This window comes from Kluyvera sp. CHPC 1.251, from assembly GCF_036759945.1.
GTDB lineage: Bacteria > Pseudomonadota > Gammaproteobacteria > Enterobacterales > Enterobacteriaceae > Kluyvera > Kluyvera sichuanensis.
Genome location: NZ_JAPKIC010000005.1, coordinates 310,660 through 333,610, shown reverse-complemented (window position 1 = coordinate 333,610; position 22,951 = coordinate 310,660). Strand labels below are relative to the sequence as shown.

The 22,951-nt window shown below is 53.5% G+C and carries 19 protein-coding genes; 8 read left to right on the top strand and 11 right to left on the bottom strand.

Going from position 1 to position 22,951, the window contains the following annotated elements; translation table 11 throughout:
* Positions 1–62 precede the first annotated feature (62 nt).
* Positions 63–2,492: an EcoAI/FtnUII family type I restriction enzme subunit R gene (hsdR, locus tag V6940_RS12720; protein WP_333496109.1), complete on the bottom strand. Its 2,430-nt coding sequence runs from the start codon at positions 2,490–2,492 to the stop codon at positions 63–65.
* A 244-nt stretch (positions 2,493–2,736) separates the two neighbouring features.
* Between hsdR and V6940_RS12715 the strand changes: the two genes are divergently transcribed.
* Genes V6940_RS12715 through V6940_RS12705 form a run of 3 tightly spaced genes read left to right on the top strand, consistent with a single transcriptional unit; the run spans position 2,737 to position 5,644 of the window.
* Complete coding sequence (locus V6940_RS12715; RefSeq protein WP_333496108.1) at positions 2,737–3,867, top strand: DUF262 domain-containing protein; 1,131 nt, start codon at positions 2,737–2,739, stop codon at positions 3,865–3,867.
* Positions 3,851–4,900 carry an AAA family ATPase gene (locus tag V6940_RS12710; RefSeq protein ID WP_333496107.1) on the top strand — a complete coding sequence of 350 codons (1,050 nt, stop codon included), beginning with the start codon at positions 3,851–3,853 and terminating at the stop codon, positions 4,898–4,900. The genes V6940_RS12715 and V6940_RS12710 overlap by 17 nt, the downstream gene beginning before the upstream one ends.
* A complete protein-coding gene (locus V6940_RS12705; RefSeq protein WP_333496106.1) occupies positions 4,901–5,644 on the top strand; it encodes a hypothetical protein in 744 nt (247 codons plus the stop codon).
* A 68-nt stretch (positions 5,645–5,712) separates the two neighbouring features.
* Here V6940_RS12705 and V6940_RS12700 read toward each other — a convergent pair whose 3' ends face one another.
* Positions 5,713–7,137, bottom strand: a complete 1,425-nt coding sequence (locus tag V6940_RS12700) for an aminotransferase-like domain-containing protein (protein ID WP_333496105.1) — start codon at positions 7,135–7,137, stop codon at positions 5,713–5,715.
* Positions 7,138–7,315: 178 nt separating this feature from the next.
* Here V6940_RS12700 and V6940_RS12695 point away from each other — a divergent pair, with 178 nt between their 5' ends.
* Positions 7,316–7,480, top strand: coding sequence for a DUF1127 domain-containing protein (locus V6940_RS12695; RefSeq protein ID WP_333496104.1), 165 nt, complete (start codon positions 7,316–7,318; stop codon positions 7,478–7,480).
* 40 nt (positions 7,481–7,520) lie between these two features.
* Here the strand turns inward: V6940_RS12695 and V6940_RS12690 are convergent, their stop codons facing one another.
* Together V6940_RS12690 and V6940_RS12685 are read right to left on the bottom strand one after the other, a co-directional pair.
* On the bottom strand, positions 7,521–8,165 hold the full coding sequence (locus tag V6940_RS12690; protein WP_333496103.1) for a LysE family translocator: 645 nt from the start codon (positions 8,163–8,165) through the stop codon (positions 7,521–7,523).
* A 47-nt stretch (positions 8,166–8,212) separates the two neighbouring features.
* Positions 8,213–8,956, bottom strand: a complete 744-nt coding sequence (locus V6940_RS12685; RefSeq protein WP_333496102.1) for an AraC family transcriptional regulator — start codon at positions 8,954–8,956, stop codon at positions 8,213–8,215.
* 222 nt (positions 8,957–9,178) lie between these two features.
* Here V6940_RS12685 and V6940_RS12680 point away from each other — a divergent pair, with 222 nt between their 5' ends.
* A complete protein-coding gene (locus V6940_RS12680; RefSeq protein ID WP_333496101.1) occupies positions 9,179–11,719 on the top strand; it encodes a penicillin G acylase in 2,541 nt (846 codons plus the stop codon).
* 139 nt (positions 11,720–11,858) lie between these two features.
* On the top strand, positions 11,859–13,229 hold the full coding sequence (locus V6940_RS12675) for an NAD-dependent succinate-semialdehyde dehydrogenase (protein ID WP_333496100.1): 1,371 nt from the start codon (positions 11,859–11,861) through the stop codon (positions 13,227–13,229).
* 69 nt (positions 13,230–13,298) lie between these two features.
* Here V6940_RS12675 and V6940_RS12670 read toward each other — a convergent pair whose 3' ends face one another.
* The 4 genes from V6940_RS12670 to btsT all read right to left on the bottom strand — a co-directional run bounded on the left by V6940_RS12670 (position 13,299) and on the right by btsT (position 17,706).
* A complete protein-coding gene (locus V6940_RS12670) occupies positions 13,299–13,844 on the bottom strand; it encodes a YfaZ family outer membrane protein (RefSeq protein ID WP_333496099.1) in 546 nt (181 codons plus the stop codon).
* A gap of 435 nt (positions 13,845–14,279) precedes the next feature.
* The gene (gene yjiA / locus V6940_RS12665; RefSeq protein WP_333496098.1) at positions 14,280–15,233 is read right to left on the bottom strand and encodes a GTPase; all 954 of its coding nucleotides are present in this window, start codon (positions 15,231–15,233) and stop codon (positions 14,280–14,282) included.
* A 10-nt stretch (positions 15,234–15,243) separates the two neighbouring features.
* The gene (locus V6940_RS12660; RefSeq protein ID WP_035893372.1) at positions 15,244–15,447 is read right to left on the bottom strand and encodes a YbdD/YjiX family protein; all 204 of its coding nucleotides are present in this window, start codon (positions 15,445–15,447) and stop codon (positions 15,244–15,246) included.
* A 108-nt stretch (positions 15,448–15,555) separates the two neighbouring features.
* Positions 15,556–17,706, bottom strand: coding sequence for a pyruvate/proton symporter BtsT (gene btsT / locus V6940_RS12655; protein WP_333013053.1), 2,151 nt, complete (start codon positions 17,704–17,706; stop codon positions 15,556–15,558).
* Positions 17,707–18,004: 298 nt separating this feature from the next.
* On the opposite strand from btsT, the gene V6940_RS12650 reads away from it, so the two are divergent.
* On the top strand, positions 18,005–19,015 hold the full coding sequence (locus V6940_RS12650; RefSeq protein ID WP_333496097.1) for an Ldh family oxidoreductase: 1,011 nt from the start codon (positions 18,005–18,007) through the stop codon (positions 19,013–19,015).
* A gap of 416 nt (positions 19,016–19,431) precedes the next feature.
* On the top strand, positions 19,432–21,099 hold the full coding sequence (gene tsr / locus V6940_RS12645; protein WP_333496096.1) for a methyl-accepting chemotaxis protein: 1,668 nt from the start codon (positions 19,432–19,434) through the stop codon (positions 21,097–21,099).
* A 26-nt stretch (positions 21,100–21,125) separates the two neighbouring features.
* Here the strand turns inward: tsr and V6940_RS12640 are convergent, their stop codons facing one another.
* From V6940_RS12640 to V6940_RS12630, 3 genes are read right to left on the bottom strand one after another with little or no spacing between them, the layout of a single operon-like run.
* The gene (locus V6940_RS12640; protein WP_333496095.1) at positions 21,126–21,641 is read right to left on the bottom strand and encodes a GNAT family N-acetyltransferase; all 516 of its coding nucleotides are present in this window, start codon (positions 21,639–21,641) and stop codon (positions 21,126–21,128) included.
* Positions 21,642–21,661: 20 nt separating this feature from the next.
* Positions 21,662–22,138, bottom strand: a complete 477-nt coding sequence (locus V6940_RS12635) for a hypothetical protein (RefSeq protein ID WP_333496094.1) — start codon at positions 22,136–22,138, stop codon at positions 21,662–21,664.
* Complete coding sequence (locus V6940_RS12630; RefSeq protein WP_333496093.1) at positions 22,135–22,884, bottom strand: winged helix-turn-helix domain-containing protein; 750 nt, start codon at positions 22,882–22,884, stop codon at positions 22,135–22,137. Before V6940_RS12630 ends, V6940_RS12635 begins: the two co-directional genes overlap by 4 nt.
* Positions 22,885–22,951: the final 67 nt, after the last annotated feature.

Genomic DNA, 22,951 nt, shown 5'->3' with positions numbered 1-22,951 from the left:
TTTCATTAACAATAAGGCCTTCTGCTACGCGGCGGCAGCAGAAGGCGCAAAAGGGGGAGTGGTTACGCGGAGCGGGGCGGTAAGTGGTAGATTTCGCTCTCCAGCTCGCTGATGGCCTGATTATACCCGTTACGGTCGCCGAATCCGCTTTTAATGATCTCCGGCAGCGTACCCATGCTGTCGAACGGCTTGAGCTTCAGCACCTGAATACTCTCTATTTCCTGCACGCCCGCATCGGCGTATTTATCCAGCAGCGTATTCAGCACCGCCTGCGCGGCGTCGGAGTATTTGGTGAAGTAGTTGCGCTTACGCACGTTCTCCGCCCGCTCTTTGCGGGTTAACGGCGGCTGACCATACACCACGTGGCACAGCATGTCGAATGGGTCGAGCTCTTTACCGACCTCTTCCGCCAGCACTTCCCAGATGATCCCCTGCTGCTCCAGTTCCTTGATGATGGCCTCTTTGCGTTCGGTGTTCTGCCACTTGCGGGTGAAATCATCCAGCGAGGCGTACTCTTTGAGCAGCGTTTTGCGGGTGTAATCTTTGAAGGATTCGGTGACCAGCTTGCCGTCGGCATCGTAATACTGCACGCGCTGGGCAATCACGCCGACGGCGACGCCGTTAACGTGGAACTTACGCACTTTGTTCTCGTCGTCTTCCGGCAGCGGGCCGACATCGTCTGAGCTGGTGACGGTATACGGCGCAGGATCTTCATCGGCCCCGGTGATGTCGTCTTCGGCCTCTCCTTCGTGCTCGTCGAACTGCGCTTCAAAATCAGAGTCCGGGTCGGCGATATCTTCCGGCGTGGTGTCCATCACCTTTTCCGGGATGCCGTCGAAGCGTTCGTCGGCGAACAGTTCGGTAGCCTTTTTGAAGTCGAGGATGGTGAACCATAGCTTGCCGTAGCGTTCATCGATGCGGGTGCCGCGGCCGATGATCTGCTTGAATTTGGTCATCGACTGAATGTTTTGGTCCAGCACCACCAGTTTGCAGGTCTTTGCGTCGACGCCGGTGGTCATCAGCTCGGAGGTGGTGGCGATAACCGGATACTCTTTTTTGGGGTTAATAAAGTTATCCAACTGGGCTTTGCCAATGTCGTCATCGCCGGTGATTTTCATCACGTACTTGTCGTTCTTCTTGACCTGTTCCGGGTTGAGATTGACCAGCGCGCGGCGCATCCGCTCCGCGTGATCGATGTCGTTACAGAAGATGATGGTTTTATCCATCGGGTTGGTGCGCTTGAGGTAATCGGTAATGGTTTTGGCCACCAGTTCGGTACGCTCATCAATCACCATCGTGCGATCAAAATCTTTCTGGTTGTAGATACGGTCGTCGATCAGCTCGCCGTTTTTATCCGTCTGGCCTTTAGTCGGGCGCCAGCCCTGGAGATCGACGTCGATATCGACGCGCACCACTTTATAAGGGGCAAGGAAGCCGTCTTCGATGCCTTCTTTCAGCGAGTAGATATAGACCGGGTCGCCGAAGTAATCGGTGCTGGAGACTTCATGAGTCTCCTTCGGCGTGGCGGTTAAGCCAATCTGCGTGGCGGCGCTGAAATAGTCGAGGATTTCGCGCCACGCGCTGTCTTCGGAGGCGCTGCCGCGATGGCATTCGTCGATCACAATCAGGTCAAAGAAATCCGGGGCTACCTGCTTAAAGGCTTTTTGATCTTCTTCCGGACCGGTGATGGCCTGGTACAGCGCGAGGTGGATTTCAAATGCCGGGTCGATGGTGCGCCCGGTGACCTTGGTCATTGCCGTGCCAAACGGCAGGAAGTCGTTATTTTTGGTCTGATCGACCAGAATGTTGCGATCGGCGAGGAACAGGATCCGCTTCTTACTTTTCGCTTTCCATAAACGCCAGATAATCTGGAAGGCGGTGTAGGTTTTCCCCGTGCCGGTCGCCATCACCAGCAGAACGCGGTTCTGCCCGGCGGAAACGGCTTCAATCGTTTTATTGATGGCCTGTAGCTGGTAATAACGCGGTGCTTTGCCGCTGCCGTCGTCGTAGTAGTCCTGAGTAATCACCGGTAGCTGGGCAGCGGTGTAGCCTTTCCAGACGCAGAGCTTGTGCCAGAGTTCGGCTGGGGATGGAAACTCGTCGAGGGTAATGTGTTTTTCGAGCAACTCACCTTCGGCTGCCGTGGCATCGCGGAAAATAAAACCGTCGCCGTTAGTGGCGAAGACGAAAGGAACGTCCAGCAGGCGCGCGTACTCGATCCCCTGTTGCATTCCTTTGCCGATTTCGTGTTTGTTGGCTTTGGCTTCAATGACCGCCAGCGGAATCCCCGGTTTGTGATACAGCACGATATCAGCGGATTTCACCGTTCTTCGCGCCGCGACTTTGCCGCGCACGATGACCTTACCGTCCCGGAGTTTGACCTCTTGTCTGATTTGCGTTGTGTCGTTCCAGCCAGCATCAAGGATGGCGGGCATAACGCGTTTGGTGATGATGTCTGCTTCCGTCAGGGTACTCAGGTTCAGGTCAGCCATTGGGCGCTCTCAATTTAATCAGGACCATTCCGATTGTACATAAAATCAGAGGGCTGGCTATGACCACGGACAGTATATGATCTTCAAGTTATGGAAAATGACTCGCATAATGATGCTGCTATAGTCGCGGTTGAAGCCAAACTTAGGGTATAATTAAGCTCGGTAATTGCTCTTAATTATTAGAATTAGAGTACTGCTCCTGCAACATAGTGATACGAACAGAAATATGAAAGGTGATCTCAACATGCGTGATGTGGATGTAGAAAACGACATTATTGAACTCGAAGGGCAAGAAGAACTCGAGTTAACGTCACATCCGCATCAGATGGGGACTGATACGGAAGTTCGAATTGCGAAAGAACAATCCAGTGTTTTTGAGTTATTACGCCGTGAAGCACGTGGGCAATTAGTGCTTGCTCCTGATTTCCAACGTAAGATTGTGTGGGATCGAAAGCACCAATCAGAACTAATCGAATCTATTTTGATGGGGATTCCTATACCGTTAATTTATCTTTTCGAAGATGAAAATGGTGTCCGACAAATAATTGATGGGAAACAGCGAATTTCTGCGCTTAAACGCTATATTAATAATGAATTTGCGTTAACAGATCTATCCATGTTACCTGACTTGAGAGGAAAACATTTTACTGATATACCTCCATTATTGCAGGCTAAACTTGAGGATTGTCAATTACACTCTTATGTAATTCAACCGCCGACGCCGGAATATGTGAAGTTTAATATTTTTGAACGGGTGAATCGTGGTGGCATTAATTTGAATAAACAAGAAATGCGTCATGCCCTGTATCAGGGAGTTGCAACTCTTTTAATTCAAAATTTAGCTGAACATGAGTCATTTAAATTAGCAACCGGAGGTGGTGTAAAGTCTGAACGAATGAGGGATCGATATCTTATTCTTCGATTCGTTGCTTTTTATTTATTGATTACAGGGCAGTTGCCTGGAGTCGAGTTTCGTTCTGACATTGATGCTTTTCTCGCATCAGCTATGAAATTTATTAATACAAAAGCAAGTGATGCTTTAATTGATGAAGTTGAATATGCTTGTATAACTGGAATGACTAATGTTTACAAATCTTTAGGTTCTGAGGCTTTTCGATTCTCTTCAAAATCGGGGGGGAAGAGGCGGCCAGTTAATATGGGCTTATTTGAAGTATTAGTTATGGTTTTCAGTCAGATTGATTTAAATTTTTTACCACACAACACATCTCTACTAGGATTTATAGAAGAATATAAGAGTAATTTTGATGCGTTAGGTGTTTTTTCTGGAGCGATAGATACTACGGAATATGTAAAAATTCGATTTGATTTTGCTCGGGAAATGATAAGGAGGATTAAAGATGCTTACACAAATTAGCATAAATGGTTTTAAAAGTCTGGACTCTGCGGAACTGTCATTATTACCATTGACAATATTAACAGGTACCAATTCGTCTGGTAAATCTAGTGTTTTACAGGCGCTAATGTTAATCATTAAGCATAGCGCTTCAGTAAACCAATATAGCATGGAAGATGTTATTAGATTTTTGGCTGATTTTACATCAATTAGAAATAAAAAAGTTAACGCGAAATCCATCCGTATAAGTGTTCAGGATTCTAACAATACAAAACACAATCTAGTATTGAATGCAGAATACACGGATATTGATAGTCGATTAGGATATCAATATGAACCTCGCGTGATTGGAAGTGAGCCTGAATTACTTTATTTAAATGCTAATAGATTAGGTGCGCAAGAATTTCTTCCTGTAGCTGAACGTCGGGTTGGCGGGGCTGGAGAGCATTTGTTTTCAACTTTCGATAAAATGAAAAACAATCCAGTTCCTGATTATCTGGTTAAAACTACTGAGTCGAAAACATTGGCATATCAGGTTTCATACTGGTTGAAATTAATTACTGGAACGAGTTCAGAACTGGTCACTGAAAAAGTAGGAGATCAAGTTAAAGTCGCATTTAGCATTAGAGAATTGGAGGGGAGTGTATCGCCATTAAATTTAGGCGCCGGAATGAGCTATATTGCTAAGGTGCTTATTATCTGTCTTATGGCGAAAAAAGGAGATCTAATTTTATTGGAAAATCCTGAGATTCAATTACATCCTAAGGCTCAAGCTCATTTGGCTATATTCCTGACATTTATTGCGAGTAAAGGGATTCAGGTTATTGTTGAGACTCATTGTGAGCATTTAATTAATCGCGTCGCTTATCAAATTTATGATGATGCAATATCCTCTACTGATGTTGTGGTTCATTATAAACCTAGCGTAGATGAATCTTTTGTTTCATTGCTTATCGATGATAATGGTGATTTTACCGATCTTAGCCATAATAAATCATCATTCCCGAAAGGGTTTTTCGATGCTACATTAGCTGAGTTGATGGAGATGAGATAAATGCTAGGGAATATAGTACTTGAAACGCCATTGCTAGTGGAATATTTAAATCATACAGGTTCTAAGAAGTATAAAAGAATATTAAAAAAAATTACGTTTCCGTATTCCACAAATAAAAAACAATGGGAAGCAGCTAAAAAATTAGGCCTCAATGATGCAACTTATGAAAGGATATTACCTCAGCTATTAAATGAAGGGGAAAAGGATGATGATCTTCTTACATTAGCTTCAAAATCTGCATTGAAAGTTATTTTAACTGATGACCCATCAAAGAAGTTGCCTTATGTTCACTATAAGGATGGATTAATCAATAATCATATTGCCATAAACATTGAGGCTAATGCATCTCGAGATGATTTGAAAAAGTACCTAGAAATACTATGCCGTGATGCACGGAGAGTAACAATTTGTGATAATTACTTTGCAACAAACTGGGATCATAATAAAAGCCTGTTTTATTCTATTCTTCCAAGGGGCAATCTAATTATTGAATATGCAGATACTCCCGAGAAATTAAATGTTTTACTAAATAGTAAAGAGATTACAAATGATTTTGTAAAAAGTGTATGTTCTGATTGGAGTGTTCAGGAAACTACTCAACAAAAATATCTAGGTTGCCATGATCGTTACCTATTGATAGAAATGCCTGGGCATAAGGTCGAAATATTACTATCAAGTGGTTTCGATCATATTTGGCGATCTAATCCTAAAGAACTCACCTGTGTCTTTCGTAATGTATCTTAAATACTATTTATTTTTAAGTGTTTATTGATAATAACTAGCATAATTTTGCGTGGCGACATCATATATGTTTATTTTACCGCCCACTCCATCGCCACCTTCACCGCCTCCCCCAACTGCACCATCACCTCCCGATGTTTCTCAATCGGTGGCAGCGCGCAGTTGATCCTCAAGCAGTTCCGATACTTTCCGGATGCCGAAAACAGCGATCCCGGCGCCACCTGGATCTTCATTCGGCACAGCTGCTGGGCGACGCAGACCATATCGACCTGCTCGGGCAGCTCCACCCATAGCATAAAGCCGCCGGTTGGGCGGGTGACGCAGATCCCGCAGGGGAAGAACTCGCGTAGCCAGCAGGTGTAGATCTCCATGTTGCGCTGGTAGATTTGCCGCATCCGCCGCACGTGGCGGTGGTAGTGGCCTTCGCGGATAAAGTTAGAGGCGGCAAGCTGGGTCGAGGGCACGTTGGTGCCGCTGGCGGCGTATTTCATCTGTAACAGCTTGTCGTAATAGCGGCCCGGCGCTATCCAGCCAATGCGCAGGCCGGGGGCGATGGTTTTGGTAAATGAGCTACACAGCATCACCCGGCCGTCGATGTCCCACGAATGGATGGTGCGCGGGCGCGGGTACTCGGTCGCCAGTTCGCCGTAAATATCATCTTCAAAAATCACGATGTCGTAGCGCTGGGCAAGGCTCAGCACCGCGCGCTTGCGGGCGTCGGGCATGATAAAACCCTGCGGATTGTTGCAGTTGGGGACGAGGATCACCCCTTTGATCGGCCACTGATCCAGCGCCATCTCCAGCGCTTCGATGCTGATCCCGGTGTTGGGATCGGTGGGGATCTCAATGGCTTTTAGTCCTAACCCGCGCAGCAACTGCATGGTGCCGTAATAGGTGGGTGATTCAACAGCAATAATATCGCCGGGCTGGCACACCGACAGCAGCGCCAGCGACAGCGCGCTGTGGCAGCCGCTGGTGATAATCAGATCGTCGGCGGTCACCACCGATCCGCCGTCGAGCATCAGGCGGGCGATCTGCTCGCGTAGTTCGCGGCGACCGGCCAGCTCGTCGTAGCTCAGCACATCAACGATGTTGTGCTGTACCACCCGGCTCATCTCGCGCCAGAGCGGCTTCAGGCTGGGCTGGGTGACGTCCGGCGAGCCGCCGCCGAAAGGGATAATCGATTTATCGCCGCGGGCTTCCAGCATATCCAATACCTGATCCCACTGGGTGATCTCCACCGGGCGCTGTACCGGGCGCGACATCGGCGGTACCGGCGGCTGGGCTTTTTGCGGGGCAACGAAGTAGCCGGAACGCGGCTGAGGGGTAATCAGCTGGCGCTGCTCCAGCGTCTGATACGCCTGCTGGACGGTGCTGATGCTGACGCCGTGCTCCTGGCTCAGGCTGCGCACGGAAGGCAGCTTCTCGCCATGACGATACAGCCCTTGTTCAATCCGCTCGGCCAGCAGGTTGGCCAGATGTTGGTAACGGGTCATCGCTGTATCCTCAGTTTTCGCCATACAGATGAAAAAACCAGTACAGTCAGGCGAGAAAAACCGCACGCAGATATCGTTTTAGCGAATCTGTATGTTAAAGAAAAGTGTTTTTTGAATCTGTATTGTTAGGCCTGAAATCCGTGAAGATAAAGCCTCTGGCAAGGTGAGGAGGTAGAGGATGGAATTTCACGAGAACAGGGCGAAACAGCCGTTTATCGGTTTTGTGTTGGTAGGGCGTTTTATTAAAAAATGGTGGATACAGCAGCAAACGCGCCGCATATTGCAGAAAATGAGCGACGAACAGCTCAAAGATATTGGACTGCGACGTGAAGAACTGCGTTAAAATTCGGGCGGCGTGTAAAGACACGTCGCCCGCCATCGTTTTAGCTGGCGACAAATTGCCACAGAATCCAGCCGCCGAAGCCGATCAGTATGCCGCCAGCGGCCCGTTCAATTTTCCAGACAAGATTGCCCAAACGGCGCTGAACCTGCGGCAGCGCGATCAGCACGATCAACAGCAGATCCCACAGCAGAACAACGCTGGTCATCCAGACGCCACAAATCGCCTGCTGCGCCACGGTCACGTTCGGGCCCAGCAGCGCCGTCATCAGCGCCAGATAAAACAGCGCGTTCTTCGGGTTGAGAAGCGAAGAACCTAATCCTAATAACAGCTGTTTGACGAGCGAAGGTCGTGACGATGATGCGGTATGTTGCCACTCCCGTTTCCCGGCGCGGCTTTTCAGTAGCTGGCTGCCGACCCAGAGCAGATAGGCGGAGCCTAACAGTTCGATGAGGGTGAAAAGCAGCGGCGTCTGGTGCAGCAGCCCCGAGCCAATCACCACCAGTAAAATATACAGCCCGTTCCCTGCCGCAATACCAAAGCACAGCCCCATGCTGCCGCGCAGCCGATAACGGATGGCGTAGCCAATCAGTAAAAAGAAGTCCGGCCCCGGGCTGAGCAGCGCCATAAAGTGCGCCAGCGCCAGTGCGGGAAACGCCGGAGGAAATAACGATGTGACCTGTTCCATAGCGACCTCAATGAAAAGCGTGAGGTCAGCGTATGCCTGTGGGGGCGCTAATTATTGTCGGATATTGATCTAACCGACGCGTACTGACGCGGTGTGGCGGCCGTGTAGCTGACGAAGGTTTTGTGGAAATGGCTCTGGTCGGCGAAGCCGGTCTGGTAGGCCACGTCGGCAATCTCGTCCCCGGCCCGCAGGCGTGTTTTCGCTAACTCCACCCGGGAATTGTTGAGAAAGCTACCGGGCGTCAGGCCCGTATCCTGCTTGAACGTCCGGATTAAGGTCTCTTTGCGCAGCGAGAAGCGCGCGGCGAACTCATCAAGGGAGGGCGGAGAGACGGGGTCAGCCAACAGCGCCTGCTGCAATTGCTGGCTGGTGGCTCGCAGCGTTTCTTCACCTTTAGCGCTCAGTGAGAGGGCAGATAACAGGGCGGTCAGCGCGTCGGCGGACATCTGCTCGACAACGTTGAGATACAGACGGAACAGCACATCATTGCGGATAACCTGCTGGGCTAATGGCTGTGGGGTATCGATATAGAGCATATGGTAGCTGCGCGGCTTCCCCTGTATCGGGTTGCAGCTGTGCGGCGCGTTAGCGGGGATAACGATAAGGTCGCCGGGTGACAAAAGATACTCATGCTCGTCACAGACGCAGCGCGTTCCGCCTTCCACGATCGCCCCGATTGAGAGCTGCGGGTGGCTGTGACGCTTATAGGCCTGCGTGCTCTGCCAGGTGCTGCGTCGCTCAAGTCCGGACTGTCGGGTGAAGGTTTGATAAATATCGCGTGGTGTGGTCATTCGTTCGTCCCGGCGGTTTTTTATTTTTATACCACATCAGGGGAAAACGGACAGAAATGCGTGAAAATTAAACGATTCGCTTTGGATCACATTAACTAATTTAATGTATCAAATAACTGATATCAGACTCACAGTTCACGCTGAAATCATTCGCAACGTATAGATAAATACTGCTCCACAGCTAGTATCAATTCGCTAATCATACACCTGCAAGAGGATACAATGAAAAATACAAATCGTATGATCGTGAACTGTGTTGCTGCTTCCCTGATGTGTTCCTGGAGCCTTTCCGCGCTGGCGGCAGGCACCCAGACCGAGGTCAAGATTGTTCGCGATGAATACGGCATGCCGCATATTTACGCCGATGATACCTATCGGCTGTTTTACGGCTATGGCTACGTGGTGGCGCAGGATCGCCTGTTCCAGATGGAGATGGCGCGGCGCAGTACTCAGGGCACGGTCTCTGAAGTGCTCGGCAAGTCGTTTGTGAGCTTTGATAAGGATATTCGCCAGAACTACTGGCCGGACTCGATTCGGGCGCAAATCGCGGCGCTCTCACCGGAGGATAAGTCTATCCTGCAAGGCTATGCCGACGGTATGAACGCCTGGATTGATAAGGTGAACGCCAACCCCGGCAAGCTGCTGCCAAAACAGTTTTCCACCTTTGGTTTCGCCCCGCAGCACTGGCAGCCTTTTGATGTGGCGATGGTTTTTGTCGGCACCATGGCGAACCGTTTCTCTGATAGCACCAGCGAGATTGATAACCTGGCGTTGCTGACGGCGCTAAAAGACAAATACGGCAAACCGCAGGGGATGGCGGTCTTTAACCAGTTAAAATGGCTGGTTAACCCGTCTGCGCCCACCACCATTTCCCCTAAGGAAAGCCACTACCCGCTCACCTTCGACCTTAAAAATGCGCAAACCGCGGCGCTCCTGCCGCGCTATGACCGCCCGGCACCGATGCTCGACCGGCCAGCAAAAGGCGCTGATGGCGCTCTGCTGGCGCTGACGGCGGGGCAAAACCGGGAAACTATCGCCGCGCAGTTTGCGCAGAGCGGAGCCAACGGGCTGGCGGGCTACCCAACGACCAGCAACATGTGGGTGATTGGTAAAAACAAAGCGCAGGATGCGAAGGCCATTATGGTCAACGGTCCGCAGTTCGGCTGGTACGCGCCGGCCTACACCTACGGCATTGGCCTGCACGGTGCGGGTTATGATGTCACCGGGAATACGCCATTCGCCTACCCAGGTTTGGTGTTTGGCCACAATGGTTCTATTTCCTGGGGGTCTACCGCTGGTTTCGGCGATGATGTCGACATCTTTGCCGAAAAACTGTCGAAGGATAAACCGGGCTATTACCAGCATAACGGCCAGTGGGTGAAAATGCTGAGCCGCGAAGAGACCATTAAGGTCAAAGACGGTCAGCCGGAGACCTTTACCGTCTGGCGAACCCTGCACGGCAACGTGATTCAAACCGACCCCGCTACCGAAACGGCCTATGCCAAAGCGCGCGCGTGGGACGGCAAAGAGGTGGCATCGCTGCTGGCGTGGACTCACCAGATGAAGGCCAAAAACTGGCAGGAGTGGACGCAGCAGGCGGCAAAACAGGCGCTGACCATCAACTGGTACTACGCCGACGTCAACGGTAATATCGGCTACGTGCACACCGGCGCGTATCCTGACCGCCAGCCGGGCCACGACCCGCGTCTGCCGGTACCTGGCACCGGGAAGTGGGACTGGAAAGGGCTGCTCTCTTTCGATTTGAACCCGAAGGTATATAACCCGCAGTCGGGTTATATCGCCAACTGGAACAACTCGCCGCAAAAAGATTACCCGGCGTCCGATCTGTTTGCCTTCCTGTGGGGCGGCGCGGATCGTGTAACCGAGATTGACCGTATTCTTGATAAACAGCCGCGCTTTACCGCTGACCAGGCCTGGGACGTGATCCGCAAAACCAGCCGTCAGGATCTGAACCTGCGGCTGTTCCTGCCTGCACTGAAGGACGCGACGGCGAGCCTGCCGGTGAGCGACCCACGTCGTCAGCTGGTGGATAAACTGGTGGGCTGGGATGGCACCAACCTGCTGAGTGAAGGTGGTAAAACCTATCAGCAGCCAGGTTCCGCGATCCTGAACGCCTGGCTGACCAGTATGCTCAAGCGGACGGTTGTGGCGGCGGTGCCGAAGCCGTTCGGCGACTGGTACAGCGCCAGCGGCTATGAGACGACGCAGGATGGGCCAACCGGCTCGCTGAACATCAGCGTGGGGGCGAAGATCCTTTATGAAGCGCTGCAGGGCGAGAAGTCACCGATTCCGCAGGCGGTTGATCTGTTTGGCGGAAAACCGCAGCAAGAGGTGGTGCTGGCGGCGCTGGACGATGCCTGGCAGACGCTGTCAACACGCTACGGTAATGACCTGAACGGCTGGAAAACCCCGGCGATGGCGCTGACCTTCCGGGCCAATAACTTCTTCGGCGTGCCGCAGGCGGCAGCGGAGGAAGCGCGTCATCAGGCGGAGTACCAGAACCGCGGCACGGAAAACGACATGATCGTGTTCTCACCGTCGGCCAGCAAAAGCCCGGTGCTTGCCTGGGATGTGGTCGCACCGGGTCAAAGTGGGTTTATTGCCCCGGACGGCAAGGTGGATAAGCACTATGACGATCAGCTGAAAATGTACGAAACCTTTGGGCGTAAGTCGTTGTGGTTAACGCCGCAGGAAGTCGATACGCATAAGGAATCGCAGGAAGTATTGCAGGTTAAGCGGTAATTTTTTTACCTGGCGTCCCCCGAGGTGTCTGACGGGGGACGTCTATTCGGAAACCTCCGTTTATACCCAACTTTACGCCCGTAACCAGCCAGATTGACTACCCTTAATACCCTAAGCGGTAAAAAAAAGGAGATTCATGATGGCTTACCAGACAGTTAATCCTGCCACTAACCAGCTTATCAAAGCGTACTCTTCCCATACCGACGCAGATGTTGAAGCCGCGCTGAAAGCGGCCGATGCGCTTTACCATTCCGACTGGGCAAAAGGGGATATCGACCAACGTTTGCCGGTGCTGTATAAACTGGCTGATTTGATTGATGCCCGCGTTGAGGAATTGGCAAAGATTGCCAGCCAGGAGATGGGTAAACTGATTGCCCAAAGCCGCGGTGAAGTGAAACTGTGCGCGCAAATCGCCCGCTACTATGCCGACAACGCGAAGCAGTTTCTTGCGCCGGTGAAGTATAAATCTGAGCTGGGCGAGGCGTGGGTCGAACATCACCCCATCGGCGTGTTGATGGCCGTTGAGCCGTGGAATTTCCCTTATTACCAACTGATGCGCGTGCTGGCTCCGAACCTGGCGGCGGGTAACCCGGTGCTGGCGAAGCACGCCAGCATTGTGCCGCACTGCGCAGAGGTCTTTGCGCATCTGGTGCGTGAAGCGGGCGCGCCGGAAGGGGCGTGGGCGAACCTGTATATCTCTCAGGAACAGGTGGCTAATATTATCGCCGATGACCGGGTACAGGGCGCGGCGCTGACCGGCTCCGAAAAAGCGGGGAGCGTGGTGGCGGCGCAGGCGGCGAAGCACATCAAGAAATCGACCCTTGAGCTGGGTGGTAACGACGTCTTCGTGGTGCTGGACGATGCCAACCTTGATAAAGCGGTGAAAATTGGCGTCAATGCGCGGCTGAATAACGCCGGGCAGGTCTGTACCGCAGCAAAACGCTTTGTGTTGCACGAAAAAATTGCTGATGCTTTCCTGAGTAAATTTACCGAAGCCTTTAAGCAGGCAAAAATTGGCGACCCGCTGGATGAAAGCACCACGCTTGGGCCATTGTCGTCAAAAGACGCGCTGGAGACCTTGACCAAACAGGTCAACGATGCGGTAAAAAATGGCGCGAAGCTGCACCTTGGTGGCAAGCCGGTTCAGCGTGAGGGTAGCTTCTTTGAGCCCACCATCCTGACCCATATTTCCCGCGATAACCCGGCATATTTCGAAGAGTTCTTCGGCCCTGTCGCACAGATTTACGTGGTCAAGAACGATGATGAAGCCGTCGCCCTGGCCAATGACTCCCACTATGGGCTGGGCGGCGCGGTCTTTAGTCAGGATATTGAACGGGCGAAGAAAATGGCCTCGCGCATTGAGACCGGGATGGTGTACATCAACTGGCTTACCGATACCGCTGCTGAGCTACCTTTTGGCGGCGTTAAGCGTTCCGGCTATGGCCGCGAGCTGTCGGATCTGGGGATTAAAGAGTTTGTGAACCAGAAGCTGGTGGTGGTCCGTCGATAACGGCACTCATAAAAAAACCTGCCGTCTGGCAGGTTTTTTTTGTCGGTATAGCGCGGGTTTTCCGTTTTATTAGAAAGTCACGCCGCCGCCCACGTACGCACCGTCAATCAGCGTGTGGCCAGGGCGACCGTCTTTACCGTCAACGCTCACGTGGCGGTAGCCCACTTTCAGCGTTACCGGTTTGATTGGGGTCCAGCTCACGCCGCCGTTGGCTTCAACGTAGTTTTTCACGCTGTTGTTCAGCCCTTCTGGTGCGACATAGCCTTCACCAAACACGTTAATGCTGTCGGTCAGCGCCACGTTTACGCCGCCACCGATAGGGAACGCAACGCCGTTATCGCCTTTTTTCGGCCCGAGGTAGATGGCTTTAGCGCCAGCGTTCAGCATGACCGGGCCAACTTCAAAGTTATAGCCTGCACCCACGCCGCCGGTCTGCGTACCGTCATCGGTATTTTTCAGCCAGTTGCTTTCCGCATAGAGGCCGGAAGAGGATTTGCCCATTTCCAGATTAAGGTTGGTGAAGTTCTTACCTTGCTCAATGCTGCCACCCATTGCCAGTGCGGAACCGGATACAGCAGTCAGAGCGGAAAGGAGCAGAATATTAAGCTTTTTCATGGTGTAGACCTCGTCATAAAATTAATCTGAGGGCACCTTAACAAGTGGATTTTATTTCTGCAAATGTGACTCATGTCGATTTTTAATGCTGGCATTGTAATCGACATGGTCTTTTTTTGTTGCTTGAGTGTTTGTTTTTACCAGCGTCAATGATTAGCGTTTTGATGTTTAGCGCCCGTTTAGTGTTTGACTAAACGGACCTTGAACAGAGCGGGGGATATTGGTTGGCAATGAATTAATTGCCTTTCTAATAATTTCCAAAAACACTCCAATTGTCATGAATAAAAATGGGAATTTACATTTCTACGCATTTAATTACCCCTCCAGGCCAAGTGAGAGCGTGATTTAAGCTGTTGCGTAGCCCGGCGAAGCGAAGCTCCGCCGGGATTTGCACCGAGCCATTCCCGGCGGTGCTTCGCTCGGCCGGGCTACGGGTTATTTTTTCAATCCTGCAAACGCCGCGCGGATTTCTTCTTCCGGTAGCTGGATGCCAATAAACACCAGCGTGCTGTGCGGCGCTTCATCGCCCCACGGCCTGTCCCAATCGGCGCTGTACAGACGCTGCACACCCTGGAACAGCAGGCGGTTCGGCTCGCCATCAATCCACAGCATCCCTTTGTAGCGCAGCAGCTTATCGGCGAAGTCCAGCAGCAGATTCTCCATCACGCGGGAGACGTCGCTGATATCCACCGGGTAGTCCAGTTCGACGACGATAGACGACACGTCGTTTTGCTGGTCGGCCATAAAGTGGAAGCGTGGCTTCGAGGTGACGTTCTCTTCCAGCATAAAGCCGTTAGTGTTGAACAGCAGGCCGAGGTCGATATCGCCGTGGGTGACGGTGTAAATCGGCGCGCGGGCGTTGATGCGGGTCAGGCGTTCACGCAGCTTTTCGGCCTTGCCGGCGACGTCGGTTTTGGTCAGCAGAATACGGTCGGCGTAGCCCACCTGCGACTGGGCGATGGTGAACTGGTTCATCTGCTCGTCGGCGTGTACCGCGTCAACCAGCGCAATCACGCCGTCCAGCAGGTAGCGTTCGCACAGCACCTCATGGGAGAAAAAGGTCTGAATGATCGGGCCGGGGTCGGCCATGCCGGTGCACTCAATGACCAGACGGTCAAAGCTGATATTGCCCTGGTCGAGGTTATCGAGCAGGTCTAACAGCGCGTCTTCCAGCTCGTTAGAACGGGTGCAGCAGATGCAGCCATTGGTCAGGGTTTTGATCTGGGTGGCGCGGTCGCCAATCAGCTGATCGTCGACGGAGACTTCGCCGAACTCGTTTTCAATCACGGCAATTTTAAAGCCGTGCTGTTCGTTGAGGATGTGGCGCAGCAGGGTGGTTTTGCCCGCGCCGAGGAAACCGGTAAGTAGGGTAACTGCAATCGGTGCCATGATGTCTCCTTTAACAGCAGCGCATGCCGCCTTTTCCATCGCCGCCGTAGCGTGCCTGCTGGCGCTCGCGGAAAAACTCTTCGTAGGTCATGTACGGTTTATCCGGATGGTTGGTCTGCATATGTTCGACGTAGTTGTCGTAATCCGGAATGCCAATCAGCATTTTTGCCGCCTGACCGAGATATTTTTTAGCTTGCCCTAAGTTACCAAACATAGACCATCCTGATAAGACAAAGCCCGACGAGGTTATCTCTATCGGGCTGGGGAACACGTTTTCCCTCACCCCGACCCTCTCCCGGAGGGAGAGGGAGGGTTCGGTGGATTAGTGGTGTGAAGAGGTCTTCACACCGCCTTCCGGTACCGGCACGTACGGTGTTTCTTTGTCGGTACGTTTATCGCTATTGCGCACCTGCATCCAGGTTTTGAAACCGTAGAAGATGATGCTGTACACCACCACCAGGAACAGAATACTCAGGCCTGCGTTGGTGTAGTTGTTGATAACGATATGGTTCATGTTGGCAATCTGCTGTGCAGTCAGTTCACCACCGGCAGCAATCTTCTCTTTGTACTGATTCGCCATGAAGAAGAAGCCTTCCATCTGCGGGTTGGTGCTGAACAGTTTCAGGCCCAGCGCCCAGGTGGTGCAGATAAGCAGCCAGACAGCCGGGATGGTGGTCACCCAGATGTATTTGGTGCGCTTCATCTTAATCAGGATAACGGTACCCAGTACCAGCGCTACGGCAGCCAGCATCTGGTTAGAGATACCGAACAGCGGCCACAGGCTCTTCACGCCGCCCAGCGGGTCGACCACGCCTTGATACAGCAGGTAACCCCACAGGCCCACGCAGCCCGCAGTGGCGACCACGCCAGCCACCAGAGAGTCGGTTTTCTTCAGGAATGGTACGAAGTTACCGAGCAAATCCTGCAGCATAAAGCGGCCCGCACGGGTACCGGCATCCAGCGCGGTGAGGATGAACAGCGCTTCGAACAGAATACCGAAGTGGTACCAGAAGCCCATATCGGCCATCGGCAGCACTTTGTGGAACACGTGAGCAATACCAACCGCCAGAGTTGGCGCGCCGCCTGCGCGGTTCAGTACCGACGGTTCGCCGATATCTTTCGCCGTTTGCAGGATCTGCTCAGGGGTGATGACGAAGCCCCAGGAGCTGACGGTCGCCGCTGCGTGGACAGTCACATCTTTCAGCTGTGCGGCAATCAGCGCCGCGTTCTCGCCGCCCATCTCATGCAGGTTTGGCATGGTGATGCCAAGGCCCGCTGGAGGGGTGTTCATCGCGAAGTAGAGGCCCGGTTCGATGATAGACGCTGCAACCAGCGCCATAATCGCCACGAAGGACTCCATCAGCATGGCGCCGTAACCAATCAGACGCGCATCGTTTTCGTTCGCCAGAAGCTTCGGCGTGGTGCCGGAGGAGATCAGCGCGTGGAAGCCAGAAACTGCGCCACAGGCGATGGTGATAAACAGGAACGGGAACAGCGCGCCTTTCCACAGTGGGCCGGTGCCGTCGATGTACTGGGTCACGGCTGGCATTTTCAGATCCGGGTTGAGGATCACGATGCCGAGCGCCAGGCCCACGATAACGCCGATTTTCAGGAAGGTGGCGAGGTAGTCGCGCGGTGCCAGAATCAGCCAGACCGGCAGCAGGGCAGAGATAAAGGCGTAACCAATCAGCGCGAAGGTGATGGTGGTATCTTTAAAGGTCAGCGCCGGGCCCCAGTACGGGTCGTGGGCAATCACGCCGCCGAAGTAGATAGAGGCAACCAGCAGCACGATACCAATCACCGACACTTCGCCTACGCGGCCCGGGCGGATAAAGCGCATGTAGATACCCATAAACAGCGCAATTGGCACGGTTGAGCAGACGGTGAACACGCCCCACGGGCTTTCTGCCAGGGCTTTCACCACGATCAGCGCCAATACCGCCAGGATGATGATCATAATCAGGAAGCAGCCGAACAGGGCAATGGAGCCCGGCACGCGGCCCATCTCTTCTTTGACCATTTCACCCAGCGACGAACCGTTACGACGCGTGGAGATAAACAGCACCATAAAGTCCTGCACCGCACCCGCGAGCACCACGCCCGCCAGCAGCCAGAGCGTACCCGGCAGGTAGCCCATCTGCGCGGCCAGTACCGGCCCTACCAACGGGCCTGCACCGGCGATAGCGGCGAAGTGGTGGCCGAACAGCACGTAGCGGTTGGTCGGCACGTAGTTCAGGCCATCGTTATTAATGACCGCCGGCGTCGCACGCGTTGGGTCAAGCTTCATCACCTTCTGGGCGATGTAGAGGCTGTAGTAGCGATACGCCACCAGATAAACAGAAACCGACGCGACGACGATCCACAGGGCACTGACGTGCTCACCGCGGCGCAGTGCGACGACCGAGAGGCAAAATGCACCGATGATTCCGAGAATCACCCAGGGTATGTGCTTGAATAGCTTTTTCGTATCCATAGTAAAACCTGGTTCTAATAGGATGAATAATCAGCCGAAGCTGCCGTTGTTTTGAGTTTGGGTTTGAGGAGGTATTGACCGTTATGCTGATGACAAGCTTGCCAGAGATACGCGCGCGTAAAGTTGGGTAAATCGGTGAGCGGTTGAAAGCGATGGCTAAGCGGTCAAAAATGCCTATGAGTGGTTTCTTAAGCGGCGGGGGAAGGGTGAAAATGTGATGCATATCACTATGTTAAGCTGATTAAATTTCTCGCATCCGTCTACCCTATACGCCAGCCCTACAATATGGAGAACAACAATGACAACCATCAACATCGCGCTTAAGGAAGCCTATCAACTGGCCTTCGACGTCCTCAGTTCCAATGGATTCTCGTCAGCTCATGCCGACGCTATCGCCCGCAACGTCACCGCGGGTGAACGCGACGGCTGTGCTTCACACGGCCTGTGGCGCCTGCTGGGGATCGTAGAAACCCTGCGCAAAGGCAAGGTGTCGCCGGATGCGGAACCGACGATTGTCGATCAGGCGCCCGCTATCGTGAAAGCGGATGCCAACGGGGCGTATTCACTCTGTGCCTATGAAAAAGCGCTGCCGCTGCTGATTGAAAAAGCTCGCCACTGCGGCATTGCGGCGCTAGCGATCAACCGTTGCGTGCACTTCTCGGCGCTGTTTGCCGACGTGGAACCGCTGACCGATGTGGGGCTGGTGGGCTACGCCTGTACGCCAAGCCACGCGTGGGTGGCCCCAGCGGGCGGCACCCAGCCGCTGTTTGGCACCAACCCGATTGCGTTTGGCTGGCCGCGCGGTGAGAAGCCGCCGTTTATTTTTGATATGGCGACCAGCGCCGCAGCACGCGGTGAGATTCAGCTACATCAGCGGGCGGGTAAGCCAATTCCAGAAGGTTGGGGGATTGATAGCGACGGTCAACCTACCACCGACCCGCAAGCGGTACTGGACGGGGCGATGCTGACCTTCGGCGGCCATAAAGGCTCGGCGCTGGCGGCAATGGTGGAACTGTTCGCCGGCCCGCTGATTGGCGATATGACCAGCGCCGAATCGTTAGCGTGGGATAACGGCGCGGGCGGCCTGCCGTACGGCGGCGAGTTGATTCTGGCGCTCGACCCTCAGCGTTTCCTGGGTGCAGAGGCAGAGGCGCATCTGGTGCGCGCCGAGACGTTGTTTAGCGGCATGCAGGCGCAGGGCGCGAGGCTGCCGGGTGAGCGACGTTATCTGGCGCGCGAGCAAAGTGAGTTGCATGGGCTGGATGTTTCTCGTGGCCTGTACGACGAGATTTGTGCGCTGCGCGGGTAACGAGCATCCCCGGCGGCGCTGCGCTTGGCCGGGCTACGTGATCCGTCAATCTGCACTCATCAGTTCCCTCGCCCCTATGGGGAGAGGGCTCGGGTGAGGGGAATAGGCCAGCTCAGCGTTAAACCCTCACCCCAACCCTCTCCCTTAAAAAGGGAGAGGGGGCAGCCCGGTGGCATGTTTTAATTCCCAGCCTATCAATTTGCACCTATCGGTTCCCTCGCCCCTTTGGGGAGAGGGTTAGGGTGAGGGGAACAGGCTAACCCGGAGATAAACCCTCATCCCCCTTAAAAAGGGAACAGAGCACACCGACCTCTGATGCAAAATCGCGCCGTTACCGCGTATTAATAGTCACATTTTCTATAAAGTTTTGTCTTTTCCCGCCGAAAACTCGTTATTCGTCCGGAGGAAAGAGAAACATGTTAAAACGTATAAAGATCGTCACCAGCCTTGTGCTGGTTTTGGTGTTGTTTGGCCTGTTACAACTGGCGTCAGGGGGACTGTTCTTTAACTCTTTGAAGCATGACAAAGAGAACTTCACTATTCTGCAAACCGTGCGTCAGCAGCAGTCCGGGCTGAACGGGAGCTGGGTTGCTCTGCTGCAAACCCGCAATACCCTGAACCGCGCGGGGATCCGTTACATGATGGATCAGAACAATATTGGCAGCGGCGCCACCGTCGCCGAGCTGATGCAGATTGCCACCAAATCACTGTCAGATGCGGAAAAACGCTGGGCTGAGTACGAAGCGATGCCGCGCGATCCGCGTCAGAGCGAAGCGGCAGCGCTGGAAATCCAGCGTAACTACGACATCTACCACGGCGCGCTGTCCGAGCTTATCCAGTTGCTGGGCGCAGGCAAAATCAACGACTTCTTCGACCAGCCGACCCAGGGTTATCAGGACGGCTTTGAGAAGGCGTACGTCAACTATCTGCAACAGAACGACAGCCTGTACGACCTGGCGGTCAACGACAGCAATGCCTCCTACACGCAGGCCATGTGGATCCTGTTTAGCGTGATGATCGCCGTTCTGGCCGTAATCATCTTCGTCTGGCTGGGCGTGCGCAAAACGCTTATCGAACCACTGAATCGTTTAATCGACAGCATTCGCCACATTGCAGGCGGTGACCTGGTCAAACGCATCGAGGTGGAAAGCGACAACGAAATGGGCGAGCTGGCACACTCTCTGCGCCATATGCAGGGTGAACTGGCGCGTACCGTGGGCGAAGTTCGTCAAGGGGCCCACGCCATTTACAGCGGTGCAAGCGAAATTGCGATGGGCAACAACGACCTCTCTTCACGTACCGAGCAGCAGGCGGCTTCTCTGGAAGAGACGGCGGCCAGTATGGAAGAGCTGACGGCGACCGTGAAGCAGAACGCCGAAAACGCCCGTCAGGCGAGCCATCTGGCGCTGAGCGCATCGGAAACCGCGCAGAAGGGCGGTAAAGTGGTGGATAACGTGGTGCAAACCATGCGCGATATCACTGCCAGTTCGCAGAAAATCGCCGACATTATCAGCGTGATTGATGGTATTGCCTTCCAGACCAACATTCTGGCGCTGAACGCCGCGGTGGAAGCTGCACGTGCCGGTGAACAGGGGCGTGGTTTTGCGGTGGTCGCAGGTGAAGTTCGCAACCTGGCACAGCGCAGCGCCCAGGCGGCACGGGAGATTAAGAGCCTGATCGAAGACTCGGTAAATCGCGTCGACCTCGGTTCCACGCTGGTAGAAAGCGCGGGCGAGACGATGGATGAAATCGTGAATGCGGTGACCCGCGTAACCGATATCATGGGCGAGATTGCTTCCGCATCGGATGAGCAGAGTCGGGGTATCGACCAGGTTGGTCTCGCGGTATCGGAAATGGACCGTGTTACCCAGCAGAACGCCTCGCTGGTGGAAGAGTCTGCGGCAGCCGCCGCCGCGCTGGAAGAGCAGGCTAGCCGACTGACGCAGGCGGTGGCCGTGTTCCGGATTCAGCAGGGCCAGGCAAGTACCGCGCGCGAACCGGTCAACGTGGCCACTGCGCCAGCGCCGGGTACGCTGCGTAAAGCGGCGGCAACCGACACCGGGGAAAACTGGGAAACCTTCTGATATGACATGCGCCCTGTCAGGGCGCATTAGCTCAGCATCAGGCGCATGGCGCAGCGTGATTCATACGCCATGCCGTGCGCCACTTCCTGTGCCAGCTTTTGCCGAAGCGCCGCGCTCAGCGATGCTTCCGGCAGCATTTCGAATCCCATTCGGGCATACCACGGCGCGTTCCAGGGCACATCCCGAAAGGTGGTGAGCGTGAGCGACGTGAAACCCCTCGCGTTGGCCTCTCCCGCGACATCGCTAAGAAGCCGCCGACCCAATCCCATTCCCTGACTTGCCTGATGCACGGATAGCTCGACAATAAACAGCGTCGAATCCTGTGCCTCTGCTAACAGAAAACCACGCGGTTGACCGCCGTGTTCTACCACCCAACTCATTTCCTGCTGCCGATAATGCTGATGACAACGGGCAGAGATGACGGGGCCTTGAGCCAGCCAGCTCAATTCAGGGATCTGCCGAAAGCGTTGCCCGGCGGTGCGTTCAATGTCAGGAAGTACGGTGATATCCGCAGCGGTGGTCGGGCGAACGAGAGTTATCATGGGGCAAGTATAGCTTGTCATTAGCCGGCGCAAACCAGTATTGGCGAATAAAAATTACTGATAATCATCGCGTTATCCGGTGTTTTGCGAATACTCAGCAGCCGTTTCTGACCCGGAGTAATACCCAGCGCGTATTTTTCAAATACCCCTGCGGGCACGTTGTCGTGGCCAAACTTCTCGACCTGTTTAATGTGTAGCTCGTAAAACGTTTCATGCACGTAGTGCCAGTCAAAACTTTCCTGGCGAGAGACTTTAGTATGTTGCCCATCGTTCAGCACCTCGCCGTTCATATTGAAATAGCCGGTACCGTCAGGCGCAAAGTGCATCACCACCATTCCTTCAAATGAGAAGCGGTTGTCCTGATGGCTGTCCTTATAGGTCAGGCTGCCCTGGCAGGTCATGGAGAGGCGTGTGGTGTTGTGTATCCAGAGCGAGGTGCCAAGGATAATCAGCAGGTTAACAAGGAGGACGACAATCAGCCGTTTATGCTTTTTCACTTTTGCCACTCGTAGTAATAGAGCGTCTGGCAGGCGCTGGCTTTGCCAAGAAACTGAGAGCATTGCGAGAGTACCAGTCGGCCATCATCGCCGTACAGCAGGGGATCCTGAATGTGCGCGTAGAACACTGAATGGTTCAGACAGGAGAACGCCCCATCGTTTTTAATCTGTTTTATCAGCGTCCTGGCCCGCTCCCGGAAGACATCTGCCAACGGAGCGAGGGTGTAGACCGGGCAGGTGTCGATATGATCCAGTAAATAGATCTCAGCCTGCTGTTGCTGATTTTTCCAGGCGATTGCCGTGCCGCAAAGCGTGAGTACGATAACCGTGATCAGTGCGTAGAGCGCGGTAAAATTTCTGCGAGGGGAGACTTTTTCGGGTTTAACCACCGTAGGGACGGGCGGGGCAGAAAGCGGCACGATGGAGGTGTCTGCGCTGAGCATAAACCCGACTTTTGGCACGGTGACAATAAACGGGCTATCAGGCACCAGCGTGGCGAAGATTTTCCGCAAAATACTGATGTACTGATTCAGTGAGTTGCTGGAGCCGCGCAGGCCGCGCTCATCCCACACCTGTTCGAAGAACGTTTCTCGCTCGACCACCATGCCGTGATGGGCAATCAGCAGGTTGAGGATATGTTGCGCCGTGCAGGTGAGCACCTGACTGTCCGAGTCGGGATCGTTTTGTAGTGTCAGTGAACCGTCCTCGTTGTCATAAACAAGCACGTTCGCGAGCAGATATTTCATGTTTTTTCAGCGATCCGGATTGGGGAAGCCAGGTGGTTTTTGCGTGTGGATGGAGATATTAACTCGA

Excerpts from the sequence above, each read along its gene's own strand:
- hsdR (WP_333496109.1), bottom strand. The coding sequence starts at position 2,492 with ATGGCTGACCTGAACCTGAGTACCCTGACGGAAGCAGACATCATCACC.
- V6940_RS12715 (WP_333496108.1), top strand. The coding sequence starts at position 2,737 with ATGCGTGATGTGGATGTAGAAAACGACATTATTGAACTCGAAGGGCAA.
- V6940_RS12710 (WP_333496107.1), top strand. The coding sequence starts at position 3,851 with ATGCTTACACAAATTAGCATAAATGGTTTTAAAAGTCTGGACTCTGCG.
- V6940_RS12705 (WP_333496106.1), top strand. The coding sequence starts at position 4,901 with ATGCTAGGGAATATAGTACTTGAAACGCCATTGCTAGTGGAATATTTA.
- V6940_RS12700 (WP_333496105.1), bottom strand. The coding sequence starts at position 7,137 with ATGACCCGTTACCAACATCTGGCCAACCTGCTGGCCGAGCGGATTGAA.
- V6940_RS12695 (WP_333496104.1), top strand. The coding sequence starts at position 7,316 with ATGGAATTTCACGAGAACAGGGCGAAACAGCCGTTTATCGGTTTTGTG.
- V6940_RS12690 (WP_333496103.1), bottom strand. The coding sequence starts at position 8,165 with ATGGAACAGGTCACATCGTTATTTCCTCCGGCGTTTCCCGCACTGGCG.
- V6940_RS12685 (WP_333496102.1), bottom strand. The coding sequence starts at position 8,956 with ATGACCACACCACGCGATATTTATCAAACCTTCACCCGACAGTCCGGA.
- V6940_RS12680 (WP_333496101.1), top strand. The coding sequence starts at position 9,179 with ATGAAAAATACAAATCGTATGATCGTGAACTGTGTTGCTGCTTCCCTG.
- V6940_RS12675 (WP_333496100.1), top strand. The coding sequence starts at position 11,859 with ATGGCTTACCAGACAGTTAATCCTGCCACTAACCAGCTTATCAAAGCG.
- V6940_RS12670 (WP_333496099.1), bottom strand. The coding sequence starts at position 13,844 with ATGAAAAAGCTTAATATTCTGCTCCTTTCCGCTCTGACTGCTGTATCC.
- yjiA (WP_333496098.1), bottom strand. The coding sequence starts at position 15,233 with ATGGCACCGATTGCAGTTACCCTACTTACCGGTTTCCTCGGCGCGGGC.
- V6940_RS12660 (WP_035893372.1), bottom strand. The coding sequence starts at position 15,447 with ATGTTTGGTAACTTAGGGCAAGCTAAAAAATATCTCGGTCAGGCGGCA.
- btsT (WP_333013053.1), bottom strand. The coding sequence starts at position 17,706 with ATGGATACGAAAAAGCTATTCAAGCACATACCCTGGGTGATTCTCGGA.
- V6940_RS12650 (WP_333496097.1), top strand. The coding sequence starts at position 18,005 with ATGACAACCATCAACATCGCGCTTAAGGAAGCCTATCAACTGGCCTTC.
- tsr (WP_333496096.1), top strand. The coding sequence starts at position 19,432 with ATGTTAAAACGTATAAAGATCGTCACCAGCCTTGTGCTGGTTTTGGTG.
- V6940_RS12640 (WP_333496095.1), bottom strand. The coding sequence starts at position 21,641 with ATGATAACTCTCGTTCGCCCGACCACCGCTGCGGATATCACCGTACTT.
- V6940_RS12630 (WP_333496093.1), bottom strand. The coding sequence starts at position 22,884 with ATGAAATATCTGCTCGCGAACGTGCTTGTTTATGACAACGAGGACGGT.